The organism is Micromonospora sp. H61 (assembly GCF_018070325.1).
GTDB classification, from domain to species: Bacteria; Actinomycetota; Actinomycetes; order Mycobacteriales; family Micromonosporaceae; genus Micromonospora; species Micromonospora salmantinae.
The window spans coordinates 1-26,641 of record NZ_JAGPXY010000072.1 but is presented as its reverse complement, the minus strand read 5'-3'; the positions used below and the strand labels follow the sequence as shown (position 1 = coordinate 26,641).

Annotated in this window: 21 protein-coding genes; 17 read left to right on the top strand and 4 right to left on the bottom strand. The window is 71.4% G+C overall.

The window, feature by feature from the left end:
• Positions 1–105 precede the first annotated feature (105 nt).
• On the bottom strand, positions 106–1,185 hold the full coding sequence (locus tag KBX08_RS26895) for a glycoside hydrolase family 19 protein (RefSeq protein WP_210786134.1): 1,080 nt from the start codon (positions 1,183–1,185) through the stop codon (positions 106–108).
• A gap of 443 nt (positions 1,186–1,628) precedes the next feature.
• Between KBX08_RS26895 and KBX08_RS26890 the strand changes: the two genes are divergently transcribed.
• The 6 genes from KBX08_RS26890 to KBX08_RS26865 all read left to right on the top strand — a co-directional run bounded on the left by KBX08_RS26890 (position 1,629) and on the right by KBX08_RS26865 (position 9,819).
• On the top strand, positions 1,629–2,651 hold the full coding sequence (locus KBX08_RS26890) for a polysaccharide deacetylase family protein (protein ID WP_210786133.1): 1,023 nt from the start codon (positions 1,629–1,631) through the stop codon (positions 2,649–2,651).
• Between the two features lie 265 nt (positions 2,652–2,916).
• Positions 2,917–4,335 carry a WGR domain-containing protein gene (locus KBX08_RS26885; protein WP_210786132.1) on the top strand — a complete coding sequence of 473 codons (1,419 nt, stop codon included), beginning with the start codon at positions 2,917–2,919 and terminating at the stop codon, positions 4,333–4,335.
• 68 nt (positions 4,336–4,403) lie between these two features.
• Entirely contained in the window at positions 4,404–5,507 is a 1,104-nt protein-coding gene (locus tag KBX08_RS26880) for an endonuclease domain-containing protein (protein WP_210786131.1), read from the top strand.
• The gene (locus KBX08_RS26875) at positions 5,504–6,232 is read left to right on the top strand and encodes a hypothetical protein (protein WP_210786130.1); all 729 of its coding nucleotides are present in this window, start codon (positions 5,504–5,506) and stop codon (positions 6,230–6,232) included. Before KBX08_RS26880 ends, KBX08_RS26875 begins: the two co-directional genes overlap by 4 nt.
• Complete coding sequence (locus KBX08_RS26870) at positions 6,229–9,477, top strand: ATP-binding protein (RefSeq protein WP_210786129.1); 3,249 nt, start codon at positions 6,229–6,231, stop codon at positions 9,475–9,477. The genes KBX08_RS26875 and KBX08_RS26870 overlap by 4 nt, the downstream gene beginning before the upstream one ends.
• Before the next feature lie 9 nt (positions 9,478–9,486).
• A complete protein-coding gene (locus KBX08_RS26865; protein ID WP_210786128.1) occupies positions 9,487–9,819 on the top strand; it encodes a putative quinol monooxygenase in 333 nt (110 codons plus the stop codon).
• Positions 9,820–9,883: 64 nt separating this feature from the next.
• Here the strand turns inward: KBX08_RS26865 and pdxY are convergent, their stop codons facing one another.
• From pdxY to KBX08_RS26850, 3 genes are all read right to left on the bottom strand, one after another.
• Positions 9,884–10,735 (bottom strand): pyridoxal kinase PdxY, encoded by an 852-nt coding sequence (gene pdxY, locus KBX08_RS26860; protein ID WP_210786127.1) that lies wholly within the window; start codon positions 10,733–10,735, stop codon positions 9,884–9,886.
• A 177-nt stretch (positions 10,736–10,912) separates the two neighbouring features.
• The gene (locus KBX08_RS26855) at positions 10,913–11,707 is read right to left on the bottom strand and encodes a trypsin-like serine protease (protein ID WP_210786126.1); all 795 of its coding nucleotides are present in this window, start codon (positions 11,705–11,707) and stop codon (positions 10,913–10,915) included.
• 157 nt (positions 11,708–11,864) lie between these two features.
• Positions 11,865–12,881: a LacI family DNA-binding transcriptional regulator gene (locus KBX08_RS26850; RefSeq protein ID WP_210786125.1), complete on the bottom strand. Its 1,017-nt coding sequence runs from the start codon at positions 12,879–12,881 to the stop codon at positions 11,865–11,867.
• 255 nt (positions 12,882–13,136) lie between these two features.
• On the opposite strand from KBX08_RS26850, the gene KBX08_RS26845 reads away from it, so the two are divergent.
• The 11 genes from KBX08_RS26845 (at position 13,137) to KBX08_RS26795 (ending at position 26,593) form a co-directional block, all read left to right on the top strand.
• Positions 13,137–15,491, top strand: a complete 2,355-nt coding sequence (locus KBX08_RS26845) for an AbfB domain-containing protein (protein WP_210786124.1) — start codon at positions 13,137–13,139, stop codon at positions 15,489–15,491.
• A 478-nt stretch (positions 15,492–15,969) separates the two neighbouring features.
• Entirely contained in the window at positions 15,970–17,262 is a 1,293-nt protein-coding gene (locus KBX08_RS26840; RefSeq protein WP_210786123.1) for a cytochrome P450, read from the top strand.
• Positions 17,263–17,525: 263 nt separating this feature from the next.
• The gene (locus tag KBX08_RS26835) at positions 17,526–18,008 is read left to right on the top strand and encodes a helix-turn-helix transcriptional regulator (RefSeq protein WP_210786122.1); all 483 of its coding nucleotides are present in this window, start codon (positions 17,526–17,528) and stop codon (positions 18,006–18,008) included.
• 253 nt (positions 18,009–18,261) lie between these two features.
• Positions 18,262–20,652 (top strand): nitrate- and nitrite sensing domain-containing protein, encoded by a 2,391-nt coding sequence (locus tag KBX08_RS26830; protein WP_210786121.1) that lies wholly within the window; start codon positions 18,262–18,264, stop codon positions 20,650–20,652.
• A gap of 16 nt (positions 20,653–20,668) precedes the next feature.
• Complete coding sequence (locus tag KBX08_RS26825) at positions 20,669–21,073, top strand: roadblock/LC7 domain-containing protein (protein ID WP_030490280.1); 405 nt, start codon at positions 20,669–20,671, stop codon at positions 21,071–21,073.
• A 53-nt stretch (positions 21,074–21,126) separates the two neighbouring features.
• A complete protein-coding gene (locus KBX08_RS26820; RefSeq protein WP_210786120.1) occupies positions 21,127–22,320 on the top strand; it encodes an ABC transporter substrate-binding protein in 1,194 nt (397 codons plus the stop codon).
• Positions 22,317–23,213 carry a branched-chain amino acid ABC transporter permease gene (locus KBX08_RS26815; RefSeq protein ID WP_210786119.1) on the top strand — a complete coding sequence of 299 codons (897 nt, stop codon included), beginning with the start codon at positions 22,317–22,319 and terminating at the stop codon, positions 23,211–23,213. The genes KBX08_RS26820 and KBX08_RS26815 overlap by 4 nt, the downstream gene beginning before the upstream one ends.
• Positions 23,210–24,229, top strand: coding sequence for a branched-chain amino acid ABC transporter permease (locus KBX08_RS26810; protein WP_210786118.1), 1,020 nt, complete (start codon positions 23,210–23,212; stop codon positions 24,227–24,229). The genes KBX08_RS26815 and KBX08_RS26810 overlap by 4 nt, the downstream gene beginning before the upstream one ends.
• Positions 24,226–24,969 (top strand): ABC transporter ATP-binding protein, encoded by a 744-nt coding sequence (locus KBX08_RS26805; RefSeq protein ID WP_210786117.1) that lies wholly within the window; start codon positions 24,226–24,228, stop codon positions 24,967–24,969. The genes KBX08_RS26810 and KBX08_RS26805 overlap by 4 nt, the downstream gene beginning before the upstream one ends.
• Positions 24,969–25,739 (top strand): ABC transporter ATP-binding protein, encoded by a 771-nt coding sequence (locus KBX08_RS26800; protein WP_210786116.1) that lies wholly within the window; start codon positions 24,969–24,971, stop codon positions 25,737–25,739. The genes KBX08_RS26805 and KBX08_RS26800 overlap by 1 nt, the downstream gene beginning before the upstream one ends.
• Positions 25,740–25,789: 50 nt before the next feature.
• Positions 25,790–26,593 carry a methyltransferase domain-containing protein gene (locus KBX08_RS26795; protein WP_210786115.1) on the top strand — a complete coding sequence of 268 codons (804 nt, stop codon included), beginning with the start codon at positions 25,790–25,792 and terminating at the stop codon, positions 26,591–26,593.
• The last annotated feature ends 48 nt before the right edge of the window (positions 26,594–26,641 follow it).

Genomic DNA, 26,641 nt, shown 5'->3' with positions numbered 1-26,641 from the left:
ACGGGTTGATCGCGCCGAAGCGGCCGCCGCCCTCACCGGGGTCCGGCGGCCGAGGTGCCGGGCCTCGACGCCGTCTGGCGACGTACGCCGAGGCCCGACCACTGATCAGCAGTAGAGGTTGGCTCCGGCGGACACCCCGAGGATGCCGACGAACTGCTGGTACCTGGTGACGCGACTCTGCACCTGGGCGGGGTTTCCGCCGTTGCACTCGATCGAGCCGTTGATGCTGCGGATCGTCTGACCGAACCCGGCGCCGTTGACCATCGCGTTGTGGGCGGTCATGGTGCCCGGCCCGTTCTGGGTCATCCAGTACCAGATACCGGTCTTCCAGGCCACCGCGGCGTCGGTCTGCACCAGCCACGGGTTGGTCAGCAGTGGCAGGTTGAGGGCGTTGCCCGCGGCGTTGTAGTTGAAGTTCCAACTGAGCTGGATCGGCCCCCGCCCGTAGTAGGCGGCCTGCCCGGCGGGGCAGCCGTACGGCTGGCCGTAGTCGCAGTAGTGCGGGTAGTTAGCGGTGTTCTGCTCGACCACGTGCACGAGCCCGCCGGTCTCGTGGTAGACGTTCGCCAGGAAGGCCGCGGCCTCCTGGCGCTGGACCGTGGCGCTGCCGGTGCGCGCGAACGCCGAGTAGGCGCTGAGGGCGGCGACAAGCCCGGAGTACGTGTAGAAGGAGTTGCGACTCGGGAACATCTGGTTGAACTGGGCCTCGGTGACCACGAAGCCACCCGGGTTGGTGGGCGGCGGAGTCGTCGGGGGCTGGCCGCCACAGGTGTAGGGCTCCCAGTACCAGGTGCTGACGACGGGGTCGTACCCCGGGTTGTCGTGCTCGGCGATGTAGTAGGAACCGTTTGTGTACCGGACGATCGCCCCGGCGGCGTACCACGTCCCGGCGGTCCAGTTCGGGTAGCTGCAGGTCCCTCCGGTGGGCGGCGTGGTGCCCCCGCCGCACGCGCCGAGGTCCTCCCAGACGCCCGTAGTGCCCGGCGGCGCCTCATTCTGGGTCCACCACTTCGCCCGGTAGTTGCGGCCGTTGTGGGAGACCTGGGCGTCTCCCCAGTAGACGGCCGATGCCTGCCACGATGCCGTGCAGGCCGCCGCCGACGCGGCAGTGGCCGGGATGACCGCCACCAGCCCGCCGGCGACGATCAGTGCCGCCAGCGCGGCCAACGCGCGCAGTCTCGTCATGTGATCACTTCCCTCCTGGGACCTCACTGGCCGAAACCTGAGCCGGATATCGACCGAAGTGACTGTAACATCTTCTGTTCACAATCTTTACTATTAGATGTCGGGGGCGCGACGGTGGACCCGGGGATCGACGACCGGTAGTTCCGGCCACTTTCCGGATCACGTAACGAGGAGACCCATCGATTGATGCGATCAATACGGCATCGGGACTCCAGCCCGACCGAGGCGTGCCTGCCCCGACCGCCGAGCAGCCTCCTGCCGTGTTCCGAGGATGTTCCGGAACTTGTTGACGCGTTGGAATTCTCGCTGTAATACTCCGATCCATTGAGGTCAATGCGATCGGCTTCGTTGCGGTTTCCGGCCCAGCTACCCACTTATCCACACCTGTCCGGACTGTGCTGCCCGCCCCGGGGCGCGTCCGGGCCTGCGCGAAGGGGCACCAGATGAGCAGGCTCTTCCCCCGCACGGCCCTGTGGTCCAGGCGGTTGCGCGCGGCGCTCGCCGTCCTGGCCACCGCCGTCGCCATGTGCGGCGTCGCCCTCGCGGCCACCTCCACCCCGTCGAGCGCCGCCGCCTGCAACGGCTACGTCGGCCTCACCTTCGACGACGGTCCGACCGGCAGCACCAGCGCCCTGCTGAACGTGCTGCGCGCCAACGGCGTACGGGCCACCATGTTCAACGTCGGGCAGAACGTCCAGAACAACCGGTCGGCCGCGCAGGCACAGGTGGCCGCCGGCATGTGGGTGGCCAACCACAGCTGGAACCACGCCCACATGACCTCGATGAGCCAGGCTCAAATGCAGTCGGACCTCTCCCAGACCAGCTCGGCGATCCAGTCGGCCACCGGCAGCCGACCGGTGTTGTTCCGGCCGCCCTACGGCGAGACCAACTCCACGTTGCAGTCCGTCGCGTCGTCCCTGGGCATGCGCCAGGTGCTCTGGGACGTGGACTCCCAGGACTGGAACGGTGCCAGCGTCAGCCAGATCGTGGCCAACGCGAGCCGACTCCAAGCCGGTCAGGTCATCCTGATGCACGACGGGATCCAGAACACCCGCGACGCCATTCCGCAGATCATGGCCAACCTGACCAGCCGCAACCTGTGCCCCGGCATGATCTCGCCGTCCACCGGCCGCGCGGTCGCGCCGGACGGCACCACCCCGCCGCCCACCACCACCCCGCCGCCCTCCGGCGGCACCTGCACCGCAACCGCCACGACCCCCAACGTGTGGGGCGACCGGTACAACACGTCGGTGACGGTCAGTGGCGCCAGCACGTGGACGGTGGTCGTGGCCATCACCTCGCCGCAGCGGGTCACCACCATCTGGAACGGCACCGCCACCTGGGACAGCAGCGGCACGGTCATGACCATGCGGTCCAACGGCAGCGGCAACACCTTCGGCTTCACCACGATGACCAACGGCAACAGCAGCGCCCGCCCTCAGTTTCGCTCCTGCACATCGGGATGACATCGCCCAGTTTGAAACGTGCGGGGTGGTTGCGCCCGGCACCCACCGCGCACCTGCCTGACCGCGGAGCCGGGGCTTCACTCGACGATCCCACCGCGCCCCGTACCCCCGACCGCGTGGCTGACCCTGGGCGTCGGCGCGCACGCGGTGCTCCGCGACGACGCGCTGCGCTGGCCGGACGCCGATTCTGTCGGGGGGCGCCGTTAACGTGTGGTCACTGTCGCCGCGCCGGATCGCGCCGCTCGCTGACCCTCGGAGGCCCCCCATGTCCCAGGAGACGACCTACCTCGAACTGTCCGAAGTGGACGGTGCGCACAAGTTCTACGAGGTCATCGTCGACAATGCCACGCTGACGGTGCGCTACGGCCGGATCGGCGACCAGGGGCAGGTCAAGGCGAGTGCCTATCCGGACAACGCCCGCGCCCGGGCCGCCGCGGCGAAGAAGATCGGCGAGAAGGTCCGCAAGGGCTACGCGCCGGCGGTTCCCGGCGTCCGCCAGAAGCGCACCGTGTCGCGGCGGCAGATCGTGAGTACCCGCTCCACCGCCCACACCGCCCCGGTGCTCTGGCGCTACGACTCCGGCGCCCCCGCCTTCGGCATCTTCGTCGACGGGCAGCACTGCATGGTCGGCAACGAGCACGGGGTCATCACCACCCTCGACCACGACGCCCAGGTGCGCAGCCAGGTTCGCCTTCCCGACGGGGTGAAGTGCATCGTCGCCGACGACGCCTGGATCTACGCCGGCTGCGACGACGGCAACGTCTACGACCTGTCCGGCAAGGTGCCCCGCGTGGCGTACGCGATTGCCCCGGAGATCGACATCTACTGGCTGGACATCCACGACGGCGTCCTCGGCGTCTCCGACGCCGACGGCGGGATCACCGCCGTCGACCACGAGGACGAGTTCCTGTGGCGTCGCCCCGGGCGGGGGCGTTCGGCCTGGATGGTGCGGTGCGACGACGACGCCATCTACCACGGGCACTCGCAGGGCGTGACCGGCTACGAGTGGCGTACCGGCACCGAACTGTGGCACACGAGGACCGGTTCGGTGCTCTTCGGCTGGCAGGAGCACGGCAGTGTGTTCGCCGGCACCAGCACCCGCGAGGTGGTGCGGCTGTCCAAGTCGGGTCGCCACGAACGCACCTATCTGTGTGACGCCCCGGTCTTCTCCTGCGCCACCGCCGAGGGCGGCGAGTACGTCTTCGCCGGTGACAGCCAGTCCTCGATCTACTGCTTCGACGCGGCGGGCACCCGGCTGTGGAAGCTCGGCACCGGCTGCGGCTCGGCGTACTCCATGCAGTACCACGACGACCGGCTCTACGTCGTCACCACGGGCGGCCATCTGGCCTGCATCGACGCGAGCGAGCCGGCGATCCGCGCGGCGCAGGCCGGGGATGTTCCCCAGGTGCGCGACATCAAGGCCCCCCGCCAGGCGCCCCAGCCGGTGCAACCGACGATCGTCGAGGTGACCAGCGACTCGGGCGCGGGCGTGGTCGTGCAGTGCCTGGACGATCGGGGGCGGTTGCGGGTTCAGGTGCTGTCCGACGGTTACCGGCGCGACTGGTCGGTGCAGTTCCCCAAGGGGATTCGCGAGCCGGGCGCCCGATACCTGGTGACCGAGGTGCGCGAGTCCAGCCGCGGTGGTTACTACCGCGCGTACGGCGACATCCGCCGGCTGCGCTGAGCCACGAACGCGCTGCCTCGTCACCGAGGGGTCCCCGGGCGCACCCGCCCGTGTCGTAGGGTGCCGCCATGGCGCACCCCGTCCGGGCCAACGGCGACGCCAGCAGTGCCTGGTGGGCCGCCCCGCCGACGGGGCGGGTCAGTCACCTGCCGGGCATCGACCCGGAGATGCTGCGGGTGGCACTCGACCCGTTACCGCGGGCAGCGCCCGCGATCGTGCACTACCGGCCCACTGTGACAGGCTCCCTCGGCGTCCTCGTGGACACAGTGCTCGACCAACTGGACTCCGCGGCCCTCGCGATGTTCCCCCGCTGGCTGACCGGGGCCGACCACGTCGACAACGAGGGCACGCTCGGCGTGGCGGCGGTGCGGGCACTCGCGGCCCGTACCGCCGCCCGCTCCCGGCACTTCGGCCCGTTCCTGGCCGACCTCGCCGAGCGAGGGCTGCGCGGCCCACACCGCCCCGGCGGCCGGTCCCGCTTCGCCCCGGGGGTACGCGCCGCCGGGCTCGCCCGGGTGATCGCCGACGCGTACGACCGGGAAAGCTGCGTACTCGTCGTGGCCCTGCCCGACCTGGAATCCGCCGCCGAACGGACGCTGGTGGCCGCCGCCGAGTGGCTCGTGCGGCACGGTGGCTTCACCGTGTGGTTGGCCGGCGGGCCGCTGCGCCACGCCGACCGGGTGCGCTCGGTGCCCATGCCGGTTCCGGCGCGATTCGCCGAGCTGGCCAGCATGACCGAACGGCTTCCGGCCATCGCCGCGGAGCCGGAGTCGACGGTGCTGGCCTGGCCGCCGATTGCGGGCGTGCCCCGCGGTGACAGCGCCGCCGAACAGGCGTTGGAACGCGCGCTCGCGCCACACGACTGGGCGCGGGGCCGGCGGTGGAATCAGACCTACGAGTGGCACGTCCTGGCCACGGCGTACCGTCTGGATCTGTTTTGGCCCACGGAGGGTCTTGCGGTCGAGGTGGACGGCCCGGAGCATCGTGGGCGAATCGCTTTCGCCAACGACCGGCGGAGAGACGTACAGCTGCAACTCCTCGGGCTGGACGTGCTCCGCTTCACCAACGAGCAGGTGCTCACCGACGCGCCGGCGGTGGTCGACGGGATCCGTCGGCTGCTGGCCCGGCGACGCGCGGGCAGCACGCACCCCCACGGAGATGAGACATCATGACGAGCCCGGCGGACGTCCCGCACCTGACGCCGAACCAGATCAACGCTCTCGTGGTGCTGATGGTCGAGGCACGCCGACTCACCAACGTCGAGCTGAAAGAGCTGGCCGGTTTCACGCTGACCGGCAAGGACAACACGAAGCTCGTCGACCTGGGCCTGGTCGACACCGATCGGACGCACCGGCCCTTCGCCCACGAGCTGACCGAGCAGGGCTGGCGGGTGGCACGTCAGCTGCACACCGCCGCGCCGCCGAAGCAGGGTGGCTCGACGACCCGGTCCCTGTTCGTCGTCCTGTCCAACCTGCACCGTTCGCTGGACCGGCTCCGGGTCAGCCACGGCGACTTCTTCAAGCAGACTGCGGTAACCGCCGCTCCGGCGACCAGCGAGCCGCGACAGGAGGTACCGGCGCCCACCGTGACAGCGACGACGGCGGCACCGGCGACGGCGGCACCGGTGTCCGCAGCGGAGGTGGAGGCGCTGGTTCGCTCTGCGTACCGGGAGCTGGCCACCGCGCCGGGCGCCTGGGTCGGTCTCGCCGACGTCCGCGACCGGCTCGTCGACACCGACCGGGCCGCTCTCGACGCGGCGTTGCGGGCGATGGTCGGCCGGGACGACGTCCGCATCATCCCGGTGGCGAACACCAAGTCACTGACCGCACGGGACCGGGCCGCGGCCGTCCGCATCGGGAACGAGGACAACCACGCCCTGGCGATCGGCCCGGCATGATCTCGGACGACCAGCGGGCCGCGCTGGAAGCGGTCAGTCTCAACCCGGCGGTCACCCCGGACGACGTCTGGCGACCCAGCCCGCACAACGTGCCGGAGCTGCACGAGAAGGTGGCCGCGGAGATCCTGCGCGGGGTGGCGCGGGCCCGCACCGACGACACGAGTATGCCGCTCGGCGTGGCCATGCAGGGCCGCGCGGGCGCCGGCAAGACGCACCTGCTCGGGGCGGTCCGCGAACGGATCCAGGGCGACGGCGGCTACTTCTTCCTTGTCGACATGGTCAGTGGCAAGACGTTCTGGGAGAGCGTGGCCCTGGCCCTGGTGGAGGGCATGGGCCGCCCTCACGTCGGCTGGGGCACCCAGTTGAAGACCTTCCTGCGTCGACTCACCCCCCAGCTCGGCCTGCCGGTGGAGGTCCGCGACGCGGTCGCCGGCGCCCGGCCGGTGACCCGTGCGCAGCTCGACACCTTCATCTGGGCGCTGCGCGAACGCGATCGGGAGGTCGGGCGGGACGCCCAGGACACCGCTCGGGCGCTCGTCCTGCACGGTGCCATCGACTTCGAGGCACAGGACGTCGGTTACGCCCACCTGATCTCCGAACCGGGTGACCCGGCCGCGCGGGCGGCGTGGGGGTTGAGCGCCGCGATCCGCACCCCCCAGCAGGTCGTGCAGGACATCTCCCGGCTGATGGCCCTGACCCTGGACCCCACCGTCATCGCCGTGGACCAGCTCGACACGCTGTTCGCCCAGACCAGCACCTCACTGCTCAACCAGCATCAGGGGCTGGAGGACGGCCAGGCCAAGGTGCTCGGTCCGATCGCCGACGGCCTGCTCAAGCTCCGCGACATCACCCGCCGCACACTGGTCGTCGTCTCGTGCCTGCCGGACACCTGGGTGCTGATGACCCGCACCGCGCCCACCCCGGTCGCTGACCGCTTCCGTACGGCGACCCTGCCGGACCGGATCCCCTCCCCGGAGATCGGGCAGGCCATCGTGGCGAAGCGCCTCGCCGCCGCCTACGCGGGCATGTACTTCGGGCCACCGCACCCCACCTGGCCGATCGCCCCCGCCGCGTTCGCCGACGCACCCACCCTGACGCCACGCGCCCTGCTCCGCCGGGTGGACCGCCACATCGCCTGGTGCCGTGATCGCGACGACGTGGTCGAGCTGGACCGGCTCATCGACGGCGCCGACTCGACGCCGACGGTCAGCACCGCCCGTGGCGCCTCCGCCGATCCGAGCACCGACGAGCGCCGGCTGCGCGAGTTGGACGCACGGTTCGCCGAACTGGTCGAGGCCGCGGACGTGTCGGCCGCCGTCGATCCGACGGGCGAGGACGAGCACATGCCGCCGCTGCTCGCCGCCGGCCTGGCCGCCTGGATCGCCGAGCAGGCGCCGACCGGCGCCACCTACAAGTACGATCCGCCGCCCGGCCGCAAGCCCGCGCTGCACGGGCGGCTCATCGAGGTGCTCGACGAGGCCACCGAGAACGAGGCGCACTGGTGCTTCCGGGCCATCGCGCACCCCAACGCCGTCGCCGTCACCGCCCGGGTCAAGGCCGCCTGCACCCTCGCGGGGTTGGACCGGGACCTGCCACAGCGGCGGCTGATCCTGCTGCGCAACGGTCCGTGGCCGACCGGGAAGCGTACGACCGAGGTGTTGACCGGCTTCGACGCGGCCGGCGGCCTGCGGTGTGCCGTGCCGGAGGCGGACCTGCGGGTCTTCGCGGCGCTGCGGGTGATGGCGGCCGAACCGTCCACGGCCTTGCAGGAGTGGCTGGTGGCCCGCCGTCCGGCCAGCGGCACCGAGCTGTTCCGCGCGGTCCTGCCCGGCCCCGACGGGACGCGCGGCGGTGCCCAGCCGCCGACGCCCGACGACGACGAGCCACCGTCGGGTGGCCCCGAATCCGACCCGATGAACGTGCCGGAAGCCGACGTCCCCGCCGGTGTGTCGACCGGTGCGGTGGCCGAGCCCGTACCCGCTGACCCGGCCGACCTCGTGGTCGGCGAGGGCGGTCGGGTCGTCGGGCTGGGGCGGACCGTCGACGGTGGTCACCCGTTCACGGTTCCCCTGGAGTCGTTGCGCCGCCACGCGGTCGTGTTCGCCGGGTCCGGCTCGGGCAAGACCGTGCTGATCCGCCGGCTGGTCGAGGAGTGCGCCCGCGAGGGGGTCTCCGCGATCGTGCTCGACCCCAACAACGACCTGGCCCGGCTCGGCGACCCGTGGCCCGACCCGCCGAGCGGCTGGGGCCCCGGCGACGCCGAACGCGCCGCCGACTACCTCGCACACACCGAGGTGGTGGTGTGGACGCCCCGGGTCACCGCCGGCCGGCCGCTGAGCTTTCAGCCGCTGCCCGACTTCACCTCCCTGCGGGACTGGCCCGACGAGTTCGACCAGGCCGTCCGCTCCGCCGTGGAGGCGCTCGCGCCCCGGGCCGGCGTGGACCGCTCCAGCCGACTGGCCCAGCAGGGCAAGGCGGTCCTCACCGAGGCACTCCAGGCGTACGCGCGCAGCGGGATGGTCGGCCTGCCCGGCTTCACCGAGTTCCTCACCGATCTGCCCGAGGGGGTCAGTCGGCTGGCCCGCGCCGGGAAGCTCGCCGAGGAGTTGGCCGAGGCGCTCAAGGCGGCGATGGTCACCGATCCGCTCTTCGGCGGGGTCGGTGCGCCGGCCGACCCGGGGCTGCTGCTGACGCCGTCGGCGGGGCGGCGGGCCCGGGTGTCCGTGATCAGCTTCGTCGGCCTCACCTCGGATCAGGAGCGGCAGAGCTTCGTCAACCAGTTGCAGATGGCGCTCTTCGCCTGGATCAAGCGGCACCCCGCCGGTGACCGACCGCTGGGCGGGCTGTTCGTGATGGACGAGGCGCAGACGCTCGCGCCCTCGACCGGCACCACGGCCTGCACCGCCAGCTCGATCGCGCTGGCCTCGCAGGCCCGCAAGTACGGGCTCGGGCTGGTCTTCGCCACCCAGGCGCCCAAGGGTCTGCACAACCAGATCTCCGGCAACGCGACGACGCAGTTCTTCGGGCTGCTCAACGCGCCGGCGCAGATCGACGCGGCCCGGCAGCTCGCCGAGGCCAAGGGCGGGCGGCTGCCGGACATCGGCCTGCTCAACAGCGGTGAGTTCTACGCGGCCGGGGAGGGCTTCTCGTTCGTCAAGGTCCGCACCCCGCTGTGCCTGACGCATCACCCGAAGGCGCCGTTGACCCCGGAGGAGGTCGTCGCCCGCGCCCGCCCGGCTGGGTAGCCTGAGGCCATGATCTTCATTACCGCCAAGTTCCGGGTCCTGGCCGAGCACGCCGACCGGTGGCCGCAGATCGCCGCCGAGTTCACCGAGGCGACCCGGGCGGAGCCGGGCTGCCTGTGGTTCGACTGGTCTCGCAGCGTGGACGATCCCACCGAGTACGTGCTGGTCGAGGCATTCCGCGACGACCAGGCCGGCGGGGCCCACGTCCAGTCCGCGCATTTCCGCACGGCCCGGGAGACCCTGCCGCCGTACCTGGCCGAGACGCCGCGCATCGTGAACGCCACGGTGCCGCAGGAGGACTGGTCGCTGCTCGGCGAGATGGCCGTTCCCGAGGGTCGCTGACCGCCGCCGGTCCGCGGTCCGCGACCGTCGTCAACCCGGTCGGTCAGCGGTCCGGGACCCGTCGTCAGCGCAGCCGGCGGGCGGTGAAGCGGGCCGGCGGGTCGGCGATCACGTCCTGCGCCGCGATCAGCTGGATCTCCCGGGTGCCCGCCGCGAGAGTGGCCTCGAGCACGGCGTAGACGGAGGCGATGGTGCGTTCCAGCGCGGTCGCTGGTGAGCCGGTCGTCCACAGGTGCGCGAGGTACAGCGCCGCCGTGACGTCGCCCCCACCGTTCGGGTTGATCGGCAGCAGCGGCGTGGTCACCGCCCAGGCGCCCTCGTCGGAGACCGCCACCACCTCCAGCGAGTCCGGCGGCAGGTCACCGTGCAGCACGCTGGTCACCAGGACGTGCCGTGGCCCGGTCGCGCGCACCACGTCGACCGCGTCCAGCACCTCGGCCAGCGAGTTCGTGGTGCGACCGGCGAGGAAGTCCAGCTCGAAGTGGTTCGGCGTGATGATGTCCGCACGGGGCACGACGGTGTCCCGTAGGTACTCAGGAATCCCCGGCCGGACGAACATGCCCCGGCCGGCGTCGCCCATCACCGGGTCGCAGCAGTACACAGCGGCCGGGTTGGTCGCCTTCACCGTCGCCACCGCGTCCAGGATCACCGCGCCCATGGCCGGGTCGCCCTGGTAGCCCGAGAGCACCGCGTCGGCGGTGCCGAGGACCCCGCGGTCCTCGATGCCCGCGATCACCTCCGCCACGTCCGCCGCCGGGAGCAGCGGGCCCCGCCACGCGCCGTACCCGGTGTGATTGGAGAAGTGCACAGTCAGGACCGGCCAGACCTCGTGCCCGAGGCGTTGCAGCGGAAAGGCCGCCGCCGAGTTGCCGACGTGACCGTAGGCGACCGACGACTGGATGGACAGGATCTTCACCGGGCCATCATCGCCGCTGCGGCCGGCGTCGCACTGACGGCCCGCCGAATCTGTCGGGTGGCCCACTCGCCGCTCACCCGGCGGGACGGCACGAACAGGCGACCCGGACCGTGTCGTCCGGGCCGCCCGAGCGGTGGCGGGGCGACCAACGCGCCGGCTGGCCGTCCCGTCGTACGGTCAGCCGCCGAGGCTCGCCGCGGCCGACGCGATCGACGAGGCGAAGTAGCTCACCTGGGTGTAGACACCCGGGTAGTTGGGCCGGGCGCAGCCGTTGCCCCAGCTGACGATGCCGACCTGGATCCAGGCGTTGCTGGCGTCGCGGCGGAACATCGGGCCGCCCGAGTCACCCTGGCAGGTGTCCGTGCCGCCGCTGGCGTAGCCGGCGCAGATCTCCTCGGCGGGGATGAGGTCCCCGCCGTAGTTGGCGTTGCAGGTGGAGTCGCTGACGAACGGCACGGTCGCCTTGAGCAGGTATCGCTGCTGGCCGCCGCCCTCGCGCGCGGCGCCCCAACCGGCCACTGTGAAGGTGCCGCTGTCGTACGCGGTGGTGCTGGCGATCGGCAGTGTGCTCAGCCCGGTGACGGGGCTGGCCAACCGGATCAGCGCCCAGTCGCGGCCGGCGCCGTTGTAGCCGGGGGCACGGTAGACGTAGTTGGACCGGACGGTGATCCGGCTGGACGACTGGAGGTCGACCGTCCCGAGCGTCGCGGTGATGCTGGTGTTGGTGCCGGTCCGGCCCACGCAGTGTGCCGCGGTGAGCACCAGCCGGGCGCTGTACAGCGCCCCGCCGCAGCCCATCGAGAGACGCACCATGAACGGGAACTCGCCCTGAGCGGCGCGGGTGCCGCCGACGACATTCGGCGTCACGGGGCTGTCGGCCGCGGCGGCCGGCGCGGTGAGAGTGAGGCTGGCCGCGGTCACCGCGGCCAACGCGGTGGCCAGCAGGCCAGTGAGGGTACGCCAGCGAACCATGCATTCCTCCGCATCAGGATGGCACGCCTCGTGAGCGCACCGCAGTCGAGATAGCGGTCATCATATTGAGGAATATGGATCTCGTGGGTCATCCTCTCTGGGTCGTACCACCGGCGGTATGGATCTCGCACGGCACGGGGCTTGTGGGCGACGGTGGTCAGGCGTCCGGCGTGCCGGTGCTCTCCCGGCGGAGAAGCCGGAACGGTGTCTGCACGGTCAGCGGCCCCTCGACCTCCGCGCCCTCGATGCGGGCGACGAGGCGGCGCACCGCGAGACGGCCGATCTCCCTCTTGTCCGGGGCGATCGTGGTGAGGGTCGGGGCAGTGAACCGTCCCTCCTCGATGTCGTCGATCCCGACCACCGCGACGTCCTCGGGCACCCGGTGACCGGCCTCGGCCAGTGCCCGCAGCGCCCCGATGGCGATCAGGTCGTTGTAACCGAACACCGCGTCCGGCGGGTCACCGAGGGCGAGCAGGTCACGCATGGCGCGCATGCCGTCGAGCCGACCGAACGCGTCGGTGCGGGCGACCAACCGTGGTCGGTACGGCAGGCCGGCGGCCGCCAGGGCCTCCCGGTAACCCCGGACCCGCAGGTGGGCCGACTGCCGGTCACCGCCCGGGGTGGCGCCGATGAACGCTATCCGGCGGCGGCCGATCGCCACGAGGTGCCGGATCGCCGCGTGGCTGGCGGCGACGTTGTCGATGGCGATGTGGTCGTGTGGCACGTCGTAGACGCCCTCGCCGATCAGCACGAGCGGGCTGCCGGCAGTCCGGGCCAGCACCTCCTTCCGGCCGACGCGCACCGGGCTGAGGATCAGACCGTCGATGACGCGCTGTCGCGAGCCGTCGAGAAGCGCCAGCTCCGCCTCCCGCTGCGCGGCGGTGTTCTCCATGACGAGCGTGTAGCCGAGCGCGGCAGCCTCGGAGATGGCGATCTCGGCGAGCTCGGCGAAGTACGGGTTGGTCAGTTCCGGGACGGCCAGGGCGATCAGGCCGGTACGACCCCGGCGGAGATGCCGGGCGCCGAGGTTGGGGCTGTAGCCGAGTTCGTCGATCGCCTGCTGCACCCGCTGTCGGGTCCGCTCCCCCACCGGCCGGTACCCGTTCACCACGTTCGAGACCGTGGCCAGGGAGACACCGGCGCGCTGGGCGATGTCCTTCAGGTTGACGCCCATCCCCAACCTTTCGCTAATTCGACCGGTGGGCCGACCGGACATTGACGAACAAGCATTGACGGGAGGGTCGGCGCGGCTCTATAACGTTATACAGGTGATGATGGATGTCAATATGCCAGTCACCGTTGGCGCGTGGAGATCCCACCGACATCCGTCGCTGACGCCCGCCCCCGTCAATGACCACCCGATGCCCACCACCCACGCGCTTCGGGCCTGGCTGCACCGCCCGCGGCGACTCGTCCCCCCGGAGACGGCATGACACGTCACGTCCCCATCCGCCCCGCCCTGCCACTGCTGCTCGTTCTCGCCCTGCTCGCCGGCGTTCTCGGCGTGCCAACCTCTCCGGTGTACGCCGCGCCGGCCAAGACGCCACCACTGACCACCCCCTGGACCAGCCAGGCCCTGAACGGCACACCTCTGCCCGAGTACCCGAGACCCCAGATGACGCGGCCGGACTGGCTCAACCTCAACGGCGAGTGGCAGCTACGCCAGTCGACGACCGACGACGCCCCGCAGTTCGGCACCAACCTGCCCGAGCGGGTCAACGTGCCCTTCCCGGTGGAGAGCGCCCTGTCCGGCATCCAGCGGGCCGCCAACGACAACCGCAACTACCTGTTCTACCGACGCACCGTCACCATCCCGGCGAACTGGTCGGGCCGGCGCACCCTGCTGCACTTCGGCGCCGTCGACTGGCAGAGCACCGTCTGGGTCAACGGTGTCCGGGTCGGCGCGCACACCGGCGGCTACGACGCCTTCACCTTCGACGTGACGCCCCAGCTCACCACCGGGACGAACGAGATCGTCGTCAAGGTCTGGGATCCCACCGACACCCGGCAGAACGGCAGCCTGCCCGCCATCGGCAAGCAGACCAAAACACCTGGCGGGATCTTCTACACCCCCAGCTCCGGCATCTGGCAGACGGTGTGGATGGAGCCGGTGCCCGCCGCCTCGATCAGCAGCGTGGACGTCTACCCGAACCTGAGCAACAACACACTGCGGGTCCGGGTCTTCACCCGGGGCGACGTGAGCGGGCACAGCGTGCTCGCCGAAGCGCTGAACGGCGCCACAGTGGTCGGCTCGGCCACCGGCGGCTTCACCGACTTCAGCGTGCCGGTGCCCAACGCCCGCCGCTGGTCACCCGACGACCCGTTCCTCTACAACCTCCGGGTGACAGTGCGCGGCGCCACCGGCGCCACAGTGGACCGGACCACGCACTACTTCGGCATGCGGGAGATCACCACCGGCCTGGTCAACGGCGTGCTGCGCCCCAAGCTCAACGGCCAGTTCGTGTTCCAGGTCGGCACCCTCGACCAGGGCTACTGGCCGGACGGGCTCTACACCGCGCCGACCGACACCGCCCTCGCCTTCGACCTGCAGAAGCACAAGGACCTGGGCTTCAACATGGTGCGCAAGCACATCAAGGTGGAGCCGCAGCGCTGGTTCTACCACGCCGACCGGCTCGGCCTGCTGGTCTGGCAGGACATCCCGTCGCTGACCGCACAGGACGTCGACCCCACCGACGCCCAGCAGGCGCAGTTCGAGGCCGAGGCACGTGAGATCGTCGACGAGCACCGCAGCTCACCCGCCGTGATCGCGTACACGCCCTACAACGAGGGCTGGGGTGAGCGGTCCCTCGCCGACACCCGGCGGGTAGCGCAGAACATCAAGAACCAGGACCCGACACGTCTGGTCAACCCGCACAGCGGCCACAACTGCTGCCAGTCCCTCGGCAACCCCGGCAACGGCGACATCGACGACTGGCACGTCTACCTGGGACCGGACTCCCCCGTACCGTCGAGCAGCCGGATCGCGGTGCTCGGTGAGTTCGGCGGCCTGGGCCTGCACACGCCGGGCCACGAGTACAGCCCGAACGGCAGCTTCTTCGCGTACGAGTGGCAGTCCAGTTCGAACGCCCTCACCGACCGGTACGTGGGGCTGGTGCAGGGCACCCAGAACCTGATGCTCGGCAAGGGGCTCAGCGCCTCGATCTACACCGAGATCACCGACCTGGAGGGTGAGCTGAACGGGTTCCTCACCTACGACCGACAGGTGATCAAAATGGACCAGGCGCGGGTACGCGCCGCCAACACCGCCCTGATCAACGCCTCGAAGACCATCGGCAGTTCGGCACCCGTCGCCCTGCCGGTCAACACCCGCCGGTCGTTGCAGGTCACCACGCCCGGCTTCACCAACCGCTACCTTCGCCACCAGGACAGCCTGGCCTACACGGAGGTGGTCGACGCCGCGAGTTCCGGCCTGCTCAAGGCCGACGCCACGTACACCATCCGGCCCGGTCTGGCCGGTGCCGGTTGCTACTCGTTCGAGTCGGTCAACTTTCCCGGGCAGTACCTGCGCCACCAGAACTCCCGGGTCCGCAACTCGCCGGACGACGGCTCCGCGCTGCTTCGTGCCGACGCCACCTGGTGCGCCCGTACCGGGCTGACCGGCACCGGCGTCTCGCTGGAGTCGTACAACTTCCGAGGTAGGTACCTGCGGCACTACAACGCGGAGGTCTGGCTCAGCAACGGCGCCGGCGGCGACGCGTACAACACGCCGGTGTCGTGGACCGCCGACAGCACCTGGAGCATCGCCGCCCCGTGGGCACCCTGACCGCTGCGCCCTGACCGGGCCGTTCCGACAAGAAGAGACGCGGGGGTTCCGGCGTGGGCCGGGACCCCCGCGACGCGTGGACGGTGTGGCGGGCCCGCGCTGCCTACCCGGGGGCCGGCCCCTTCCGTCGGCGCCGACGCCTTCCGTCGCGGTCGGTGACCGGACCCCGGCGTCACTCGTCGTCCCGGAGGTCGTTTCCCCGGTCATGAGCGAAAGCGGCGAGTTGTTTGCACCGTTCGGCCCGGTCGGCTGCAGGGCAAGGACCGGGCCGCAACTTGCATCCGGCCAAGTTCGCTCGGCTGTTGCAACACGCAATTATGCCGACCAATAAATAGACAAGAACCAATCTTGACTTGTACGGCCGGCCAGCGCACCGTAAAGAGCCAGAGGCAGATGCACGCCATTATCGGCCCGGCTGAAGTGGATCGCCAAATGGAGGCGCTGCCGGTTTCGCGCCGCGTGCATCAGGAGGCTTTCCATGCGGTTGAATCCGTTCACCGGGGTCTATCTCACCGATCCGGCTAGCATGTGGCGGCGCATTGTCGACGATCCCGACGGGGTGCACTACGCCGAGGATCTGGGTCTGTGGTTGATCAGCCGGCACGCGGACGTCCGGCGGGCCCTCGCCGACGCCACGACATTCGCCAACGCCCTCACCCTCGCCCCGGTCTACGAGGTGTGTCCACCGGCACTGAACGTCATCATGCAGATCGACGCGCCACCCACGACGGCCGCCGCGGACCCACCGGCGCACCCGCGCACCCGGCGGGCCCTACGGGCGACCTTCGCGAACACCGCCGAGCGGGTCGAGGCCGAGTACGGGGCGATCATCCGACGCCGGGTCGACCAGTTGGTGTCCCGTCTCGCCGCCCGCCAGGGCGAACAGGTCGACCTGATCCCGGAGTTCGCGACCGAGCTTCCCCTGCTGGTGGTCCTGGACATCCTCGGGGTGCCCGACGCCGACATCGGGCGGATCCGGAGTTGGGCGGACGGGCAGATAGCCCTCATCTGGGGGCAGCCGGACCCGGCCGAGCAGGTACGCCTGGCCCAGGGCCTGCTGGAGTTCTGGCACTACTGCGAGGACCTGGTCCGCCAGCGGGTGGACAGTGGACACCGGGGCGAGGACTTCATCAGCCGCGCCCTGGACTACCGGGACGACGACGACAGCGTGCTGACGGTGCCCGAGGTGGCGAGCCTCGCCTTCAATCTCCTGGTCGCGGGTCACGAGACCACCGCCGGGCTGCTCGCGCACGCCCTCGACCAGGCCCTGTCCGCTCCCCAGCGCTGGTCGGCGATCACCGCGGACCCGGGGCTCGTCCCGGCCTTCGTGGGCGAGACGCTCCGGTTCGCGCCCGCCATCGACGGCTGGCTGCGGGTGACCACCCGGGATGTCACAGTGGGGGCGGTGACGATCCCCGCCGGGGCGCGTTGCCTGCTGTTGATCGGAGCGGCGAACCGGGACCCGGTGGCGTTCCACGACCCGGACCGGTTCGACCCATACCGGGCCGACGGGGGCAATCACCTGTCGTTCGGCCACGGTCCGCATTTCTGCATTGGCGCGGGATTGGCGCGACTTGAAGCCGGAATCGCCCTCAGCCGGCTCGCCGAAGCCATTCCCAGGCTGAGACTGTCACCGGAGCAACATCGCTCGTACAAACCCAATATCGCGTTTCGTGCGCACCGCACGTTGCTCGCGATAATCGACGTTCCGGCATCTGCGGGCGTGTCGGCGACACCGGATGGCGCGACGGCCGAAGTGCACGCCGCCTGAGCGGGCGCGGGCGCCAGCGGTGCTGACCTGCGGACGGGTCGACGGTGGGGTGGGGCCGGCGTCGAGCCGTTCCACCCGGCGCACGTCGGCGCCGGCACCGGTCCGGCGCGCACCTTTCCCGCTTTCCCCGACGATCCATACCGGTGAACGTCTTCACACCCATCGCTTCCTGGGTTAAGAATTGCCCTCTGTGAATGTTCAGCTCATCGGTCAATCTCGATCTGGCGTCCGCCGCTGAATGTCCGTTCCACGAAGGTGAGCGCATGGAGCACACGTCCCCGTCGAGCTCGGCGCACTCTGCGGCCAGTCAGCGGTTCCGACGGGAGTTGCGCGACTGCCGCGTCCAACGGGGCCTGACCCAACGAGCCCTGGCAGATCTGGTGCGGTTCAGCCGGGAGACCGTCGCGGCGGTCGAGTCAGGTCGCCGGTTCGGCAGCCACGAGTTCGCACAGCGCTGCGACGACGTGCTCGACACCGGTGGCCGGCTGGCCACGCTCTGGCCGCAGGTCGCGGCCGAGCAGTTGGCGGCCGACGGTCGCCGAGGCCCCCGCGCTCCGGAGCCGGCTCGACTGGATCGGCAGGTGCCGCGTCAACGTGGACGCCGTGACGCGCGCGACCCGGGCGCCGTGGTGGACGCGATCGACGAGCTGCGGGAGCTGATCGGCCAGGTGCTCAACGGTCAACCCGAACCGGATGGACCGGAGCGGCGGCAGCCGTCGGCCGAACCCCTCGACAACCAGCGCTGACCCGACGGATCCAGTCCGACCTCGCGGCGTCACCGGTTGCTGACGTTGGGTACAGATACTGGTACGGGCAGTTTGTACCACGGCCAGGTCTGGTCTACGAGCGCGGCTTCCGGCCGAATGGGACTTGCATTCGGCAACGTGCGGATAGACCGTCATCGACGAGTCGTGGGAGTCAATCTTGGCGTCGAGCACCCGGTCCCACGCGGCCAGACCCTACCCGACCCGCCGACGCGGTTGGAAGATAGCCGGCCGGATGCGCCTCATCGTCGCGGCCCCGCTCGTCGCCGTGATCGGCTTCGCCGGTCTCGCACTGACCGAGAGCGCACGCCAGACGGCCCGCGCCGGCGACCTGCAGATCCTGGCGCAGGTCGGTGCCGAGGCCGGCGACCTGGCCTACCGCCTGCAACGCGAACGCATCGCCGCCGCCGACCTGCTCACCCATGCCCGGCCGGAGCAGCAGGACGCCTTCGGCGTGGAGATGGCCGCCACCGATGACGCCGTCGCCCGCTACCGCGGGCAGCGTGACCGACTGTCCGGCGACAACGGCACCAACTCGGCTCTCCTGCGGCGTATCGACGCTGCCCTGGACGGCCTCGCCCCGCTGCGCACCCAGGTGCGCACCGCCACGCACGCGTCGGTGTCGGCGATGACCTTCAGCTACCGCATCGCCATCGCCGACCTCATCAACTTCCGGGAGAACGTCTCACACGGCGTGGTGGACGCCCCACTCGCCGACGGGATCCGGGCATCGGCGGCGCTGTCGAAGACGGCCGAGGCCATCGGTCAGCAGCAGGTGGCCGTGCTGCGCGCCGTCGCGGGCGGGGAACTGACCCCGGCCACGCAGCAGGACATCACGGCGGCCCGCACCAGCTACACCGAGTCGAGCCTGTCGTTCCTGGCCCTGGCCCCACCCGAGTGGAGCATCTGGTGGGAGCAGGCCGGCACCGGCAAGGAGGCGCTCACCCTGCAACGGATGCAGGACGAGGTGTCCCGGGCCCAGCCGGGGTCGCAACTGAAACTGGAGACCGACGCGTGGGTGTCCACCACCCAGACCCGCGCCGCCCGGCTGGCCGACCTGCGCGCCCGGGTCGACGACGCGGTCCGCGACGACGTTCGCGCCGCGCACGCCGACCAGCGCCGCCGGGCCGTGGCCGAGGCGGCCAGCGTCCTCCTGGCCCTGATCCTGACCGCGTTGGTGACCTGGGCCGTCGCACGGCAGATCACCCGACGGCTGCGCCGGCTACGGGACGCGGCCAACGCGGTCGCCTTCGAACAGCTACCCGCCGTGGTGGCCCAGCTCCAACAGCCCGGCAGCGCCGCCGTCGACCCACAGAAGCTGGCCCACCAGCAGTCCAGTGCCGCCCTCGAACCGTCCAGCGACGACGAGATCGGCGAACTGGGCCAGGCGTTCAGCGCCGTGCACCAGGCCGCCGTGCGGACCGCCGCCGAACAGGCAGTCATGCGCGCCAACACCGCCGACATCTTCATCCACCTGAGCCGCCGCGAACAGCGACTGGTCGACGCCGTCCTGGCCCAGGTCGACCTGGTCGAGCGGGACGAAACCGACCCCGACCGGCTCGACCAGTTGTACACACTGGACAACCTGGCGACCCGGATGGGCCGGATCAACGCCAGCCTGCTGGTGCTCGGCGGTGTCGGCGTGGGTCGCGTACGCCAGCGCGACGTTCCGCTGCAACAGGTGCTCCAGGCGGCGCTGTCCCAGATCGAGCACTACGCGCGGGTCCGACTCGGCATGATCGACGGGGACGTCGCGGTGGCCGCCAAGACCGTCGACGAGGTCGTGCACCTGCTCGCCGAACTCATGGACAACGCCACGACGTACTCGCCGCCGGGCAGCGAGACCTGGGTGAGCGGCCGGAGCCTGGGAGACCGCGTCATCGTCCAGATCAGCGACGAGGGTGTGGGGCTGTCCACGCAGAGGATGCAGCAGCTCAACGAGCTGCTGGCCCACCCACCGGCCATCGACGTGGCCGCCGTACGGGCGATGGGGCTGGTCGTCGTGGGCCAGCTCGCGACCCGGCTGGGCGCCACCGTCCAACTGCGACGCGGTCCCCGACGCGGCGTCCTCGCCGAGGCGACACTGCCCGCGGCGATCATCCGGTCGCTGCCACCGGAGGAGTACCTGCTCGCACCCGGCCGGCTGTCGCGGCGGGCAGCGCGGACGCCCAGCCCGCCGCCGCCGTACCAGCCGCGCCCCGAACCCACCGCCGGACGCCCGCCGACCGAACGGACCCTGCCGGCCGCGCCGGTCTTCCGACCGGCTCCCCCACCCCCGGACCGGGGTGACGCGCCCACCGAGGAGCTGCTCATCTTCGAACAGGTCAACCACTGGTTCCAGAACGACGTCGTCGACGGCCAGAACGGCCAGCAGTGGTCCAGCCCCGCCGACGACGCCTGGCGTACGGCCGCCCAGGCGCACACCCCCGAGGTCGCCACGACCACCAACTCCGGCCTGCCCAAGCGGCAGCCGCAACGCCACCTCGTGCCCGGCGGTGTCACGGTGCCCCAACAGCAGCAACGGTCCGAGTACCGCGACCCCGCTCAGGTGGCCACGGCGATGGCCGCGTACGCGCGCGGCGTGGCGAACCGACGGCGCACCCCGATCAACCTCGGTAACAAATGACGCGACAGGAGAGCACGTGACCGACCAACAGGATCTCGGCTGGCTGCTGGACAACTTCGCCGCGCGCGCGACCGAGGTCAGCCACGCGATCGCCATTTCCAGCGACGGCCTGATGGTGGCCGCCACCCGCGACCTGCCACCGGACCGGGCCGACCAGCTGGCCGCCACGGGTAGCGGGCTGGTCAGCCTGTTGCGGGGGGCGGCGGCCTTCTTCGACGCCGGCGCGGTGATCTCCAACGTCACCCAGCTCGAGGGCGGGTTCATGTTCTCCATGGCCTTCAACGACGGCGCCTCGCTGCTGGTGCTCGCCGCGCCCGAGTGCGACGTGGGCAAGGTCTCCTACGAGATGACCGAGCTGGCCAACCGCATCGGGGACGCGCTGACCCCCGCTGCCCGAGCGGCGCTCGCCCGCAGCCGCTGACCACCCCGGCGCCCCCACGCCGGAGACCCCTTCCCCTTCCTCTGGAGTTAGACATGCCTCTCACCACGCCTTGGCGCAGCCGTGCCCTCACCGCCGCGCTGCTCGCCGCCGTGCTGACCACCAGCACGGCCTGCGGCGACGACGCTCCGGGCACGGGCGCCGGCGGCTCGATAAAGATCGGCCTGCTCGCGTCGCTGTCCGGGACGTACCAGGCGGTCGGTACGGAGATCCGCGACGGCTTCCAGCTCTACCTGGACACCCACGACGGCAAGTTGGGCGGCCGGCAGGTCGACCTCATCGTCGCGGACGAGGGCAACGGCGCCCAGACCGCCGTCCCGGCGGCGACCAAGCTGCTCAAGCAGGACCGGGTGTCCGCGCTGACCGGCATCGTCGGTGGCGGCTCGGTCGCCGGGGTCACCCCCGTGCTCAACGAGACCAAGGTGCCACTGGTCGGCTCCAACGGCCGACCGGAGCTCAAGGACGTCTCCCGGGTCTGGCACACCTCGTACCTCTCCGACGAGCCCGGGGAGGCGATCGCCCAGCACGTCCGCGACAACGTGAAGGGCTCCGTGTACGCGATCGGCCCGGACTACCAGGGCGGTTGGGACGAGCTGCGCGGCTTCACCGACGCGTTCGGCAAGATCGGCGGGAAGCTCGCGAACGCCGACGGAAAGACGACCTTCACGCCGTTCCCGGCCACCACCAACTTCCTCCCGTACTTCGCCCGCATCAAGGCATCCGGCGCGGCGGCCGTCTACACCTTCTACGCCGGCAGCGCCGCCGTCGACTTCGTGAAGCAGTACGCGCAGTCCGAGATCAAGGACGTCCCGTTGTACGCGGCCGGGTTCCTCACCGAGGGCGGCGTGCTCAACGCGCAGGGCGAGGCCGCCCGGGACATCTACTCGGTGCTCAACTACTCGCCCGACCTCGACAACGCGGAGAACCGCGCCTTCGTGGCCGCGTGGAAGGCGAAGCACGACGGTTCGCCGACGACCTACGCGCTCGCCTCGTACGACGCGGCGGCGGTGCTGGACCGGGCGATCGGCGCCGCCGGAAGCAACCCGACCCCCGAGGCCATCAACACGGCCATCGGTCAACTCGGCCAGATCGCCAGCCCGCGCGGTACCTGGCAGTTCTCCACCACCACGCACTCGCCCGTGCAGAAGTGGTACCTGCGGCAGGTCCGCCAGGACGGCCGGGCGCTGTCCAACACCGTCGTGGGCGACCTCGCGACCGTCGGCCGGTGATCGCGGTGGCGGCCGGCACGAACCGGATCGACCCGTACCTGATCCCGGCGTTGGACGGAGTCGCCTACGGGCTGCTCGTGTTCGTCGCCGCGTCGGGCCTGGTCTTCTGTTTCGGCGTCGCCAACATCCTCAACCTGGCGCACGGCCTGCTCTACGCGATCGGCGGCTACACCGCCGCGGCGCTGCTCGACGGCGGCTGGGTGAGCCTGGCGTTGGCCCTCGCCGTCGGTGTGCTGGCCGCCGCGGCGACGGGGGTGCTGCTGGCCGGCCTGCTCACACCGGTCGCCACCGGCAATCACCTGAGTCAGGCGCTGCTGACGTTCGGGGTGGCGCTGGCCGGCGGCAGCCTGCTCGTCGCCGGCTTCGGGCCCGACAACCCGCAGGTCCAGGTGCCCGCAGCCCTGGAGGGGTCGGTGATGGTCGCCGGTCACCGCTACGCCGCGTACCGGTTGGTGTTCATCGTCGTCGCGGCGGTGCTCGCCGCCGCCCTCTACCTGGTGGTGCGACGCACCAGGGCCGGGATGCTGGTCCGGGCGGCCGTCGACGACCCGGAGATGGTCGCCTGTCTGGGCGTGAGTCCGGCACGGATCCGGGCCGGTGTGCTCGCCGCCGCGGGTGCGCTGGCCGGCGCGGCCGGTGTCCTGGGCGCGCCCATCATCGGCCCCGGCACAGGCACCGCCGACACGGTGCTGCTGCTCTCCCTGGTGGTGGTCGTCCTCGGTGGTCTCGGGTCGATGGCGGGCACCCTGCTGGCCGCGCTCGCGATCGGCGAGATCCAGACGCTGGGGGTGGCGCTGCTGCCGTCCGCCGCGCCGTTTCTGCTGTTCGCCGCCATGGCGGCCGTGCTGGCCGTGCGGGCCCGTGGCCTGGCCGGCAGGTGGAGGGCGGCATGAGGGGTGAGGTGATCCGGCGGGTTCGGGGCGGCATCGCGGCGCTCGTCCTGGTCGGTCTGGTCGTGGCGCCCTGGGTTGTCGACGACTACACCACGGCGATCCTGGCCCGGACGCTGGCGCTGGCCCTGGTCGGGGTGAGCGTGGCGCTGCTCACCGGCGTCGCCGGCATGCCCACCCTCGGCCAGACCGCACCGTACGCGGCCGGCGCCTACGCCTGCGCCGTGGTCGGCAGCCGAGTCTCCGACGTTGGCGTCGTGCAGCTCGTCGTCGCGGCGGCCGCCGGGGCGCTGCTGGCCGCGCTCACCGTGCCGCTCGTCGTGCACGCCCGAGGGGTGATCGTCCTGATGATCACCCTGGCCATCGGTGAACTCGTCGTCATCGTCCTCGGGCGGTGGCGATCGGTGACCGGTGGCACCGACGGGCTGGCCGGCATCCCCGCGGTCCGCCCGTTCTGGGGGCTTCCGGCCCTGGCCAACGATCAGGCCCGTTACCTGTACGCCCTGGTCGTCGTGGCCACGCTGGTCGGTGCGGTGCTGGTGCTGCTGCGTACCCGGGCCGGGCTGGTGCTGCGTGCCGGCCGCGACGACGAGACGCGGTTGCGGGCCAGCGGTCACCGGGTGGCGCTGCACCTGTCCGGCGCGCACATCGCCGCCGGGGCGATCGCCGGTGCCGCCGGCTCGCTCCTGGTCGTCGCCCAGCAGTACATCTCCCCCGCCGACTTCGGCTTCGACACGTCCGCGCTGCTGCTGCTCGGTGTCGTCATCGGTGGCACCGCCTCGGTGGGTGGCGCCCTGGTGGGTGCGGCGTTGGTCATCGCCGTCCGGGACTGGCTGTTCGGGGTGCTGCCCGGCCACGCGCCACTGGTGCTGGGCGCGCTGTTCGTGGCGACTGTCTACCTGCTGCCCACCGGCGTCAACCGGGCCCGGGGACGGCTCCGCCCGCCGGGAGCCCCGGCGCTACAGCCGGAGCAGCCAGCCGCCCATGACCAGGCCACCGTTGCGGAGCTGCACCGATGACCGGCCTGTTGGAAGCCCAGGGGATCAGCGTGCGGTACGGCTCGCTCGCCGCACTCGACGGCGTGGACCTGCGCATCCACGACGGCCAACGGCACGCGTTGATCGGCCCGAACGGGGCCGGCAAGACGACCCTGCTCAACGTGCTCGGCGGGTCCACCAGGCCGCAACGCGGCACGGTGCGGTTCGACGGGCGGGACGTCGGTCGGCTCGGCCCGGCGGCCCGGGCCCGGCGGGGCATCAACCGCATCCACCAACGTCCGGCGGTCTTTCCGACGCTCACCGCGACGGAGAACGTCGTGGTGGCCGCGCTGCCCCGGGTCATCCCGAGCCGCCGGTGGCGGCCGGGCGGACGCCGCCACGCCGCGCAGCGCCTGGCCGGCCCGTTGCTGGACCAGATGGGGCTCACCGCCGTCGCGGCGGTGCCGGCCGGGCACCTCGCGCACGGGCAACGACGCCAGTTGGAGATCGCGATGGCGCTGGCCGGTCGCCCCCGCCTGCTGCTCCTCGATGAACCGGCGGCCGGGCTGTCCGCCATCGAGGTCGGCCGGCTGGTCGAGTTGCTCCAGGCGCTGCCCAGGGCGGTCGCCGTGTTGCTTGTCGAACACCGACTGGACCTGGTGTACGCCCTCTCCGACACGGTCACGGTGCTGCGCGACGGTCAGAGGTTGGCCGCCGGCACGCCTGACGAGATCCGTACCTCGCCGTTGGTGCGGCAGGCCTACGCCGACGGGGTGGCCTGATGCTCACTGTGGATCGTCTCTGCGCCGGCTACGGCGGGGGAATCGTCCTGCACGAGGTCAGCCTGCGGGTACGCCCGGGCAGCATCCAGGCAGTGGTGGGCCGCAACGGGGCGGGCAAGAGCACACTCGTGCACACCATCGCCGGGCTGGTGCGGGCGTCCAGCGGTCGCGTCGAGATCGGCGGCGTGCACGTCGCCGGCCGACAACCTCATCGCATCGCCCAGTCCGGCGTCGGTCTCGTCCCGCAGGGTCGACGGGTCTTCTCCCGGTTGACGGTGGCCGAGCACCTGCACCTGGCGGCCGCGCCGTGGCGGGCCCCCACCTCCGGCGGCGAGGGCTGGACGGTCGCCCGGACCCTGGAACTGCTGCCAAGGTTGGCGGTGCGGCTGCGACACCGCGGCTGCGAACTCTCCGGCGGTGAGCAGCAGATGCTGGCGATAGCCCGTGCGCTGCTCGGCCAACCCCGGGTGCTGCTGCTCGACGAACCCTGTGAGGGGCTTTCGCCCGATCTGGCGGCGCGGGTCCGCGAACTCGTCAACGGTCTCGCCGCCGACGGCCTGACCGTGCTGCTCGTGGAGCAGCAGCTCCAGCACGCCGTCGAACTCGCGGACCGGGTGGCGGTGCTGGAGTACGGCCGGGTGGTCTACGACCGGCCGGACGCCGAGGCCCGCCGCGACCCGGCCCCACTGGCGGCGATGTTGAGCGTCGCCGCCGTTGCGCCGCCCCCGGCCAACCGACCGACCCCTCGGCTCTGGGCCGACACCCCGTAGTCAACGACCCTTCACGAGTCACCCGACCCTTCACGGAGAGGTAGACACCGATGACAACCGCTACGAGCGATGACACGTACACGTTCGACAACGGCGCACCGGACGCCGTTCCCCAGATGCACGCGCTGGAGTCCTTCCTGGATCCGATCACGACGCGTCGGCTGGCCCGCCCGGTGCTGGAACCGGGCGCGACCTGCTGGGAGGTTGGGGCCGGTGGCGGCTCGATGGCCCGGCGGATGGCCCGCGCGGTCGGCGACGACGGTCACGTGCTGGCCACCGACATCGACCCCACCCACCTGGTGGCCGAGGGCAACCTGCACGTACGCCAGCACGACGTGCGCACCGAAGCGCCACCCGGGGACGCGTTCGACCTGATCCACGCCCGGCTGGTGCTGCTGCACCTCCCCGATCGACGACGGGTCCTGCGCACCCTCACCGGCGCGCTGGCGCCGGGCGGCTGGCTGGTGGTCGAGGAGTTCGACTGCACCGCGCCGCAGCGGGTGCTGACCGCGCCCAGCGACGACGCCGCGAAGCTCTTCGCGCAGGTCATGGACGCCATGATGGGTGTCCTGGAGGACCACGGCGCCGACCTGGGCTGGGCGCAGGACGTACACACCGAGATGGCTCTCGCCGGTCTGACCGACCTGGACACCATCACCCACTCGCAGAGCTGGGCCGGCGGGTCGACCGGAACGTCGCTCTACGAGACCAACTCCCGCCAGTTGGAACCGGACCTGCTGGCGGCCGGGCTGTCGCCCCAGCAACTGCACGCCTTCCGGCGGCTGCTCCGTGACCCCGGGTTCGCCGTCATGTCGTACCACTTCGTCTCCACGCGGGGCCGCCTACCGAGCTGAGCAGGTGGACCGCCGCGCGGAGCGCGGTCACGCCGTCCGTACCTCTCC

Coding starts and splice junctions, on each gene's coding strand:
- KBX08_RS26850 (WP_210786125.1), bottom strand. CDS start 12,881: ATGGGCGTCAACCTGAAGGACATCGCCCAGCGCGCCGGTGTCTCCCTG.
- KBX08_RS26855 (WP_210786126.1), bottom strand. CDS start 11,707: ATGGTTCGCTGGCGTACCCTCACTGGCCTGCTGGCCACCGCGTTGGCC.
- KBX08_RS26830 (WP_210786121.1), top strand. CDS start 18,262: ATGCGCCTCATCGTCGCGGCCCCGCTCGTCGCCGTGATCGGCTTCGCC.
- KBX08_RS26840 (WP_210786123.1), top strand. CDS start 15,970: ATGCGGTTGAATCCGTTCACCGGGGTCTATCTCACCGATCCGGCTAGC.
- KBX08_RS26875 (WP_210786130.1), top strand. CDS start 5,504: ATGACGAGCCCGGCGGACGTCCCGCACCTGACGCCGAACCAGATCAAC.
- KBX08_RS26890 (WP_210786133.1), top strand. CDS start 1,629: ATGAGCAGGCTCTTCCCCCGCACGGCCCTGTGGTCCAGGCGGTTGCGC.
- KBX08_RS26835 (WP_210786122.1), top strand. CDS start 17,526: ATGGAGCACACGTCCCCGTCGAGCTCGGCGCACTCTGCGGCCAGTCAG.
- KBX08_RS26870 (WP_210786129.1), top strand. CDS start 6,229: ATGATCTCGGACGACCAGCGGGCCGCGCTGGAAGCGGTCAGTCTCAAC.
- KBX08_RS26885 (WP_210786132.1), top strand. CDS start 2,917: ATGTCCCAGGAGACGACCTACCTCGAACTGTCCGAAGTGGACGGTGCG.
- KBX08_RS26805 (WP_210786117.1), top strand. CDS start 24,226: ATGACCGGCCTGTTGGAAGCCCAGGGGATCAGCGTGCGGTACGGCTCG.
- KBX08_RS26865 (WP_210786128.1), top strand. CDS start 9,487: ATGATCTTCATTACCGCCAAGTTCCGGGTCCTGGCCGAGCACGCCGAC.
- KBX08_RS26880 (WP_210786131.1), top strand. CDS start 4,404: ATGGCGCACCCCGTCCGGGCCAACGGCGACGCCAGCAGTGCCTGGTGG.
- KBX08_RS26800 (WP_210786116.1), top strand. CDS start 24,969: ATGCTCACTGTGGATCGTCTCTGCGCCGGCTACGGCGGGGGAATCGTC.
- KBX08_RS26795 (WP_210786115.1), top strand. CDS start 25,790: ATGACAACCGCTACGAGCGATGACACGTACACGTTCGACAACGGCGCA.
- KBX08_RS26810 (WP_210786118.1), top strand. CDS start 23,210: ATGAGGGGTGAGGTGATCCGGCGGGTTCGGGGCGGCATCGCGGCGCTC.
- KBX08_RS26820 (WP_210786120.1), top strand. CDS start 21,127: ATGCCTCTCACCACGCCTTGGCGCAGCCGTGCCCTCACCGCCGCGCTG.
- KBX08_RS26895 (WP_210786134.1), bottom strand. CDS start 1,185: ATGACGAGACTGCGCGCGTTGGCCGCGCTGGCGGCACTGATCGTCGCC.
- KBX08_RS26845 (WP_210786124.1), top strand. CDS start 13,137: ATGACACGTCACGTCCCCATCCGCCCCGCCCTGCCACTGCTGCTCGTT.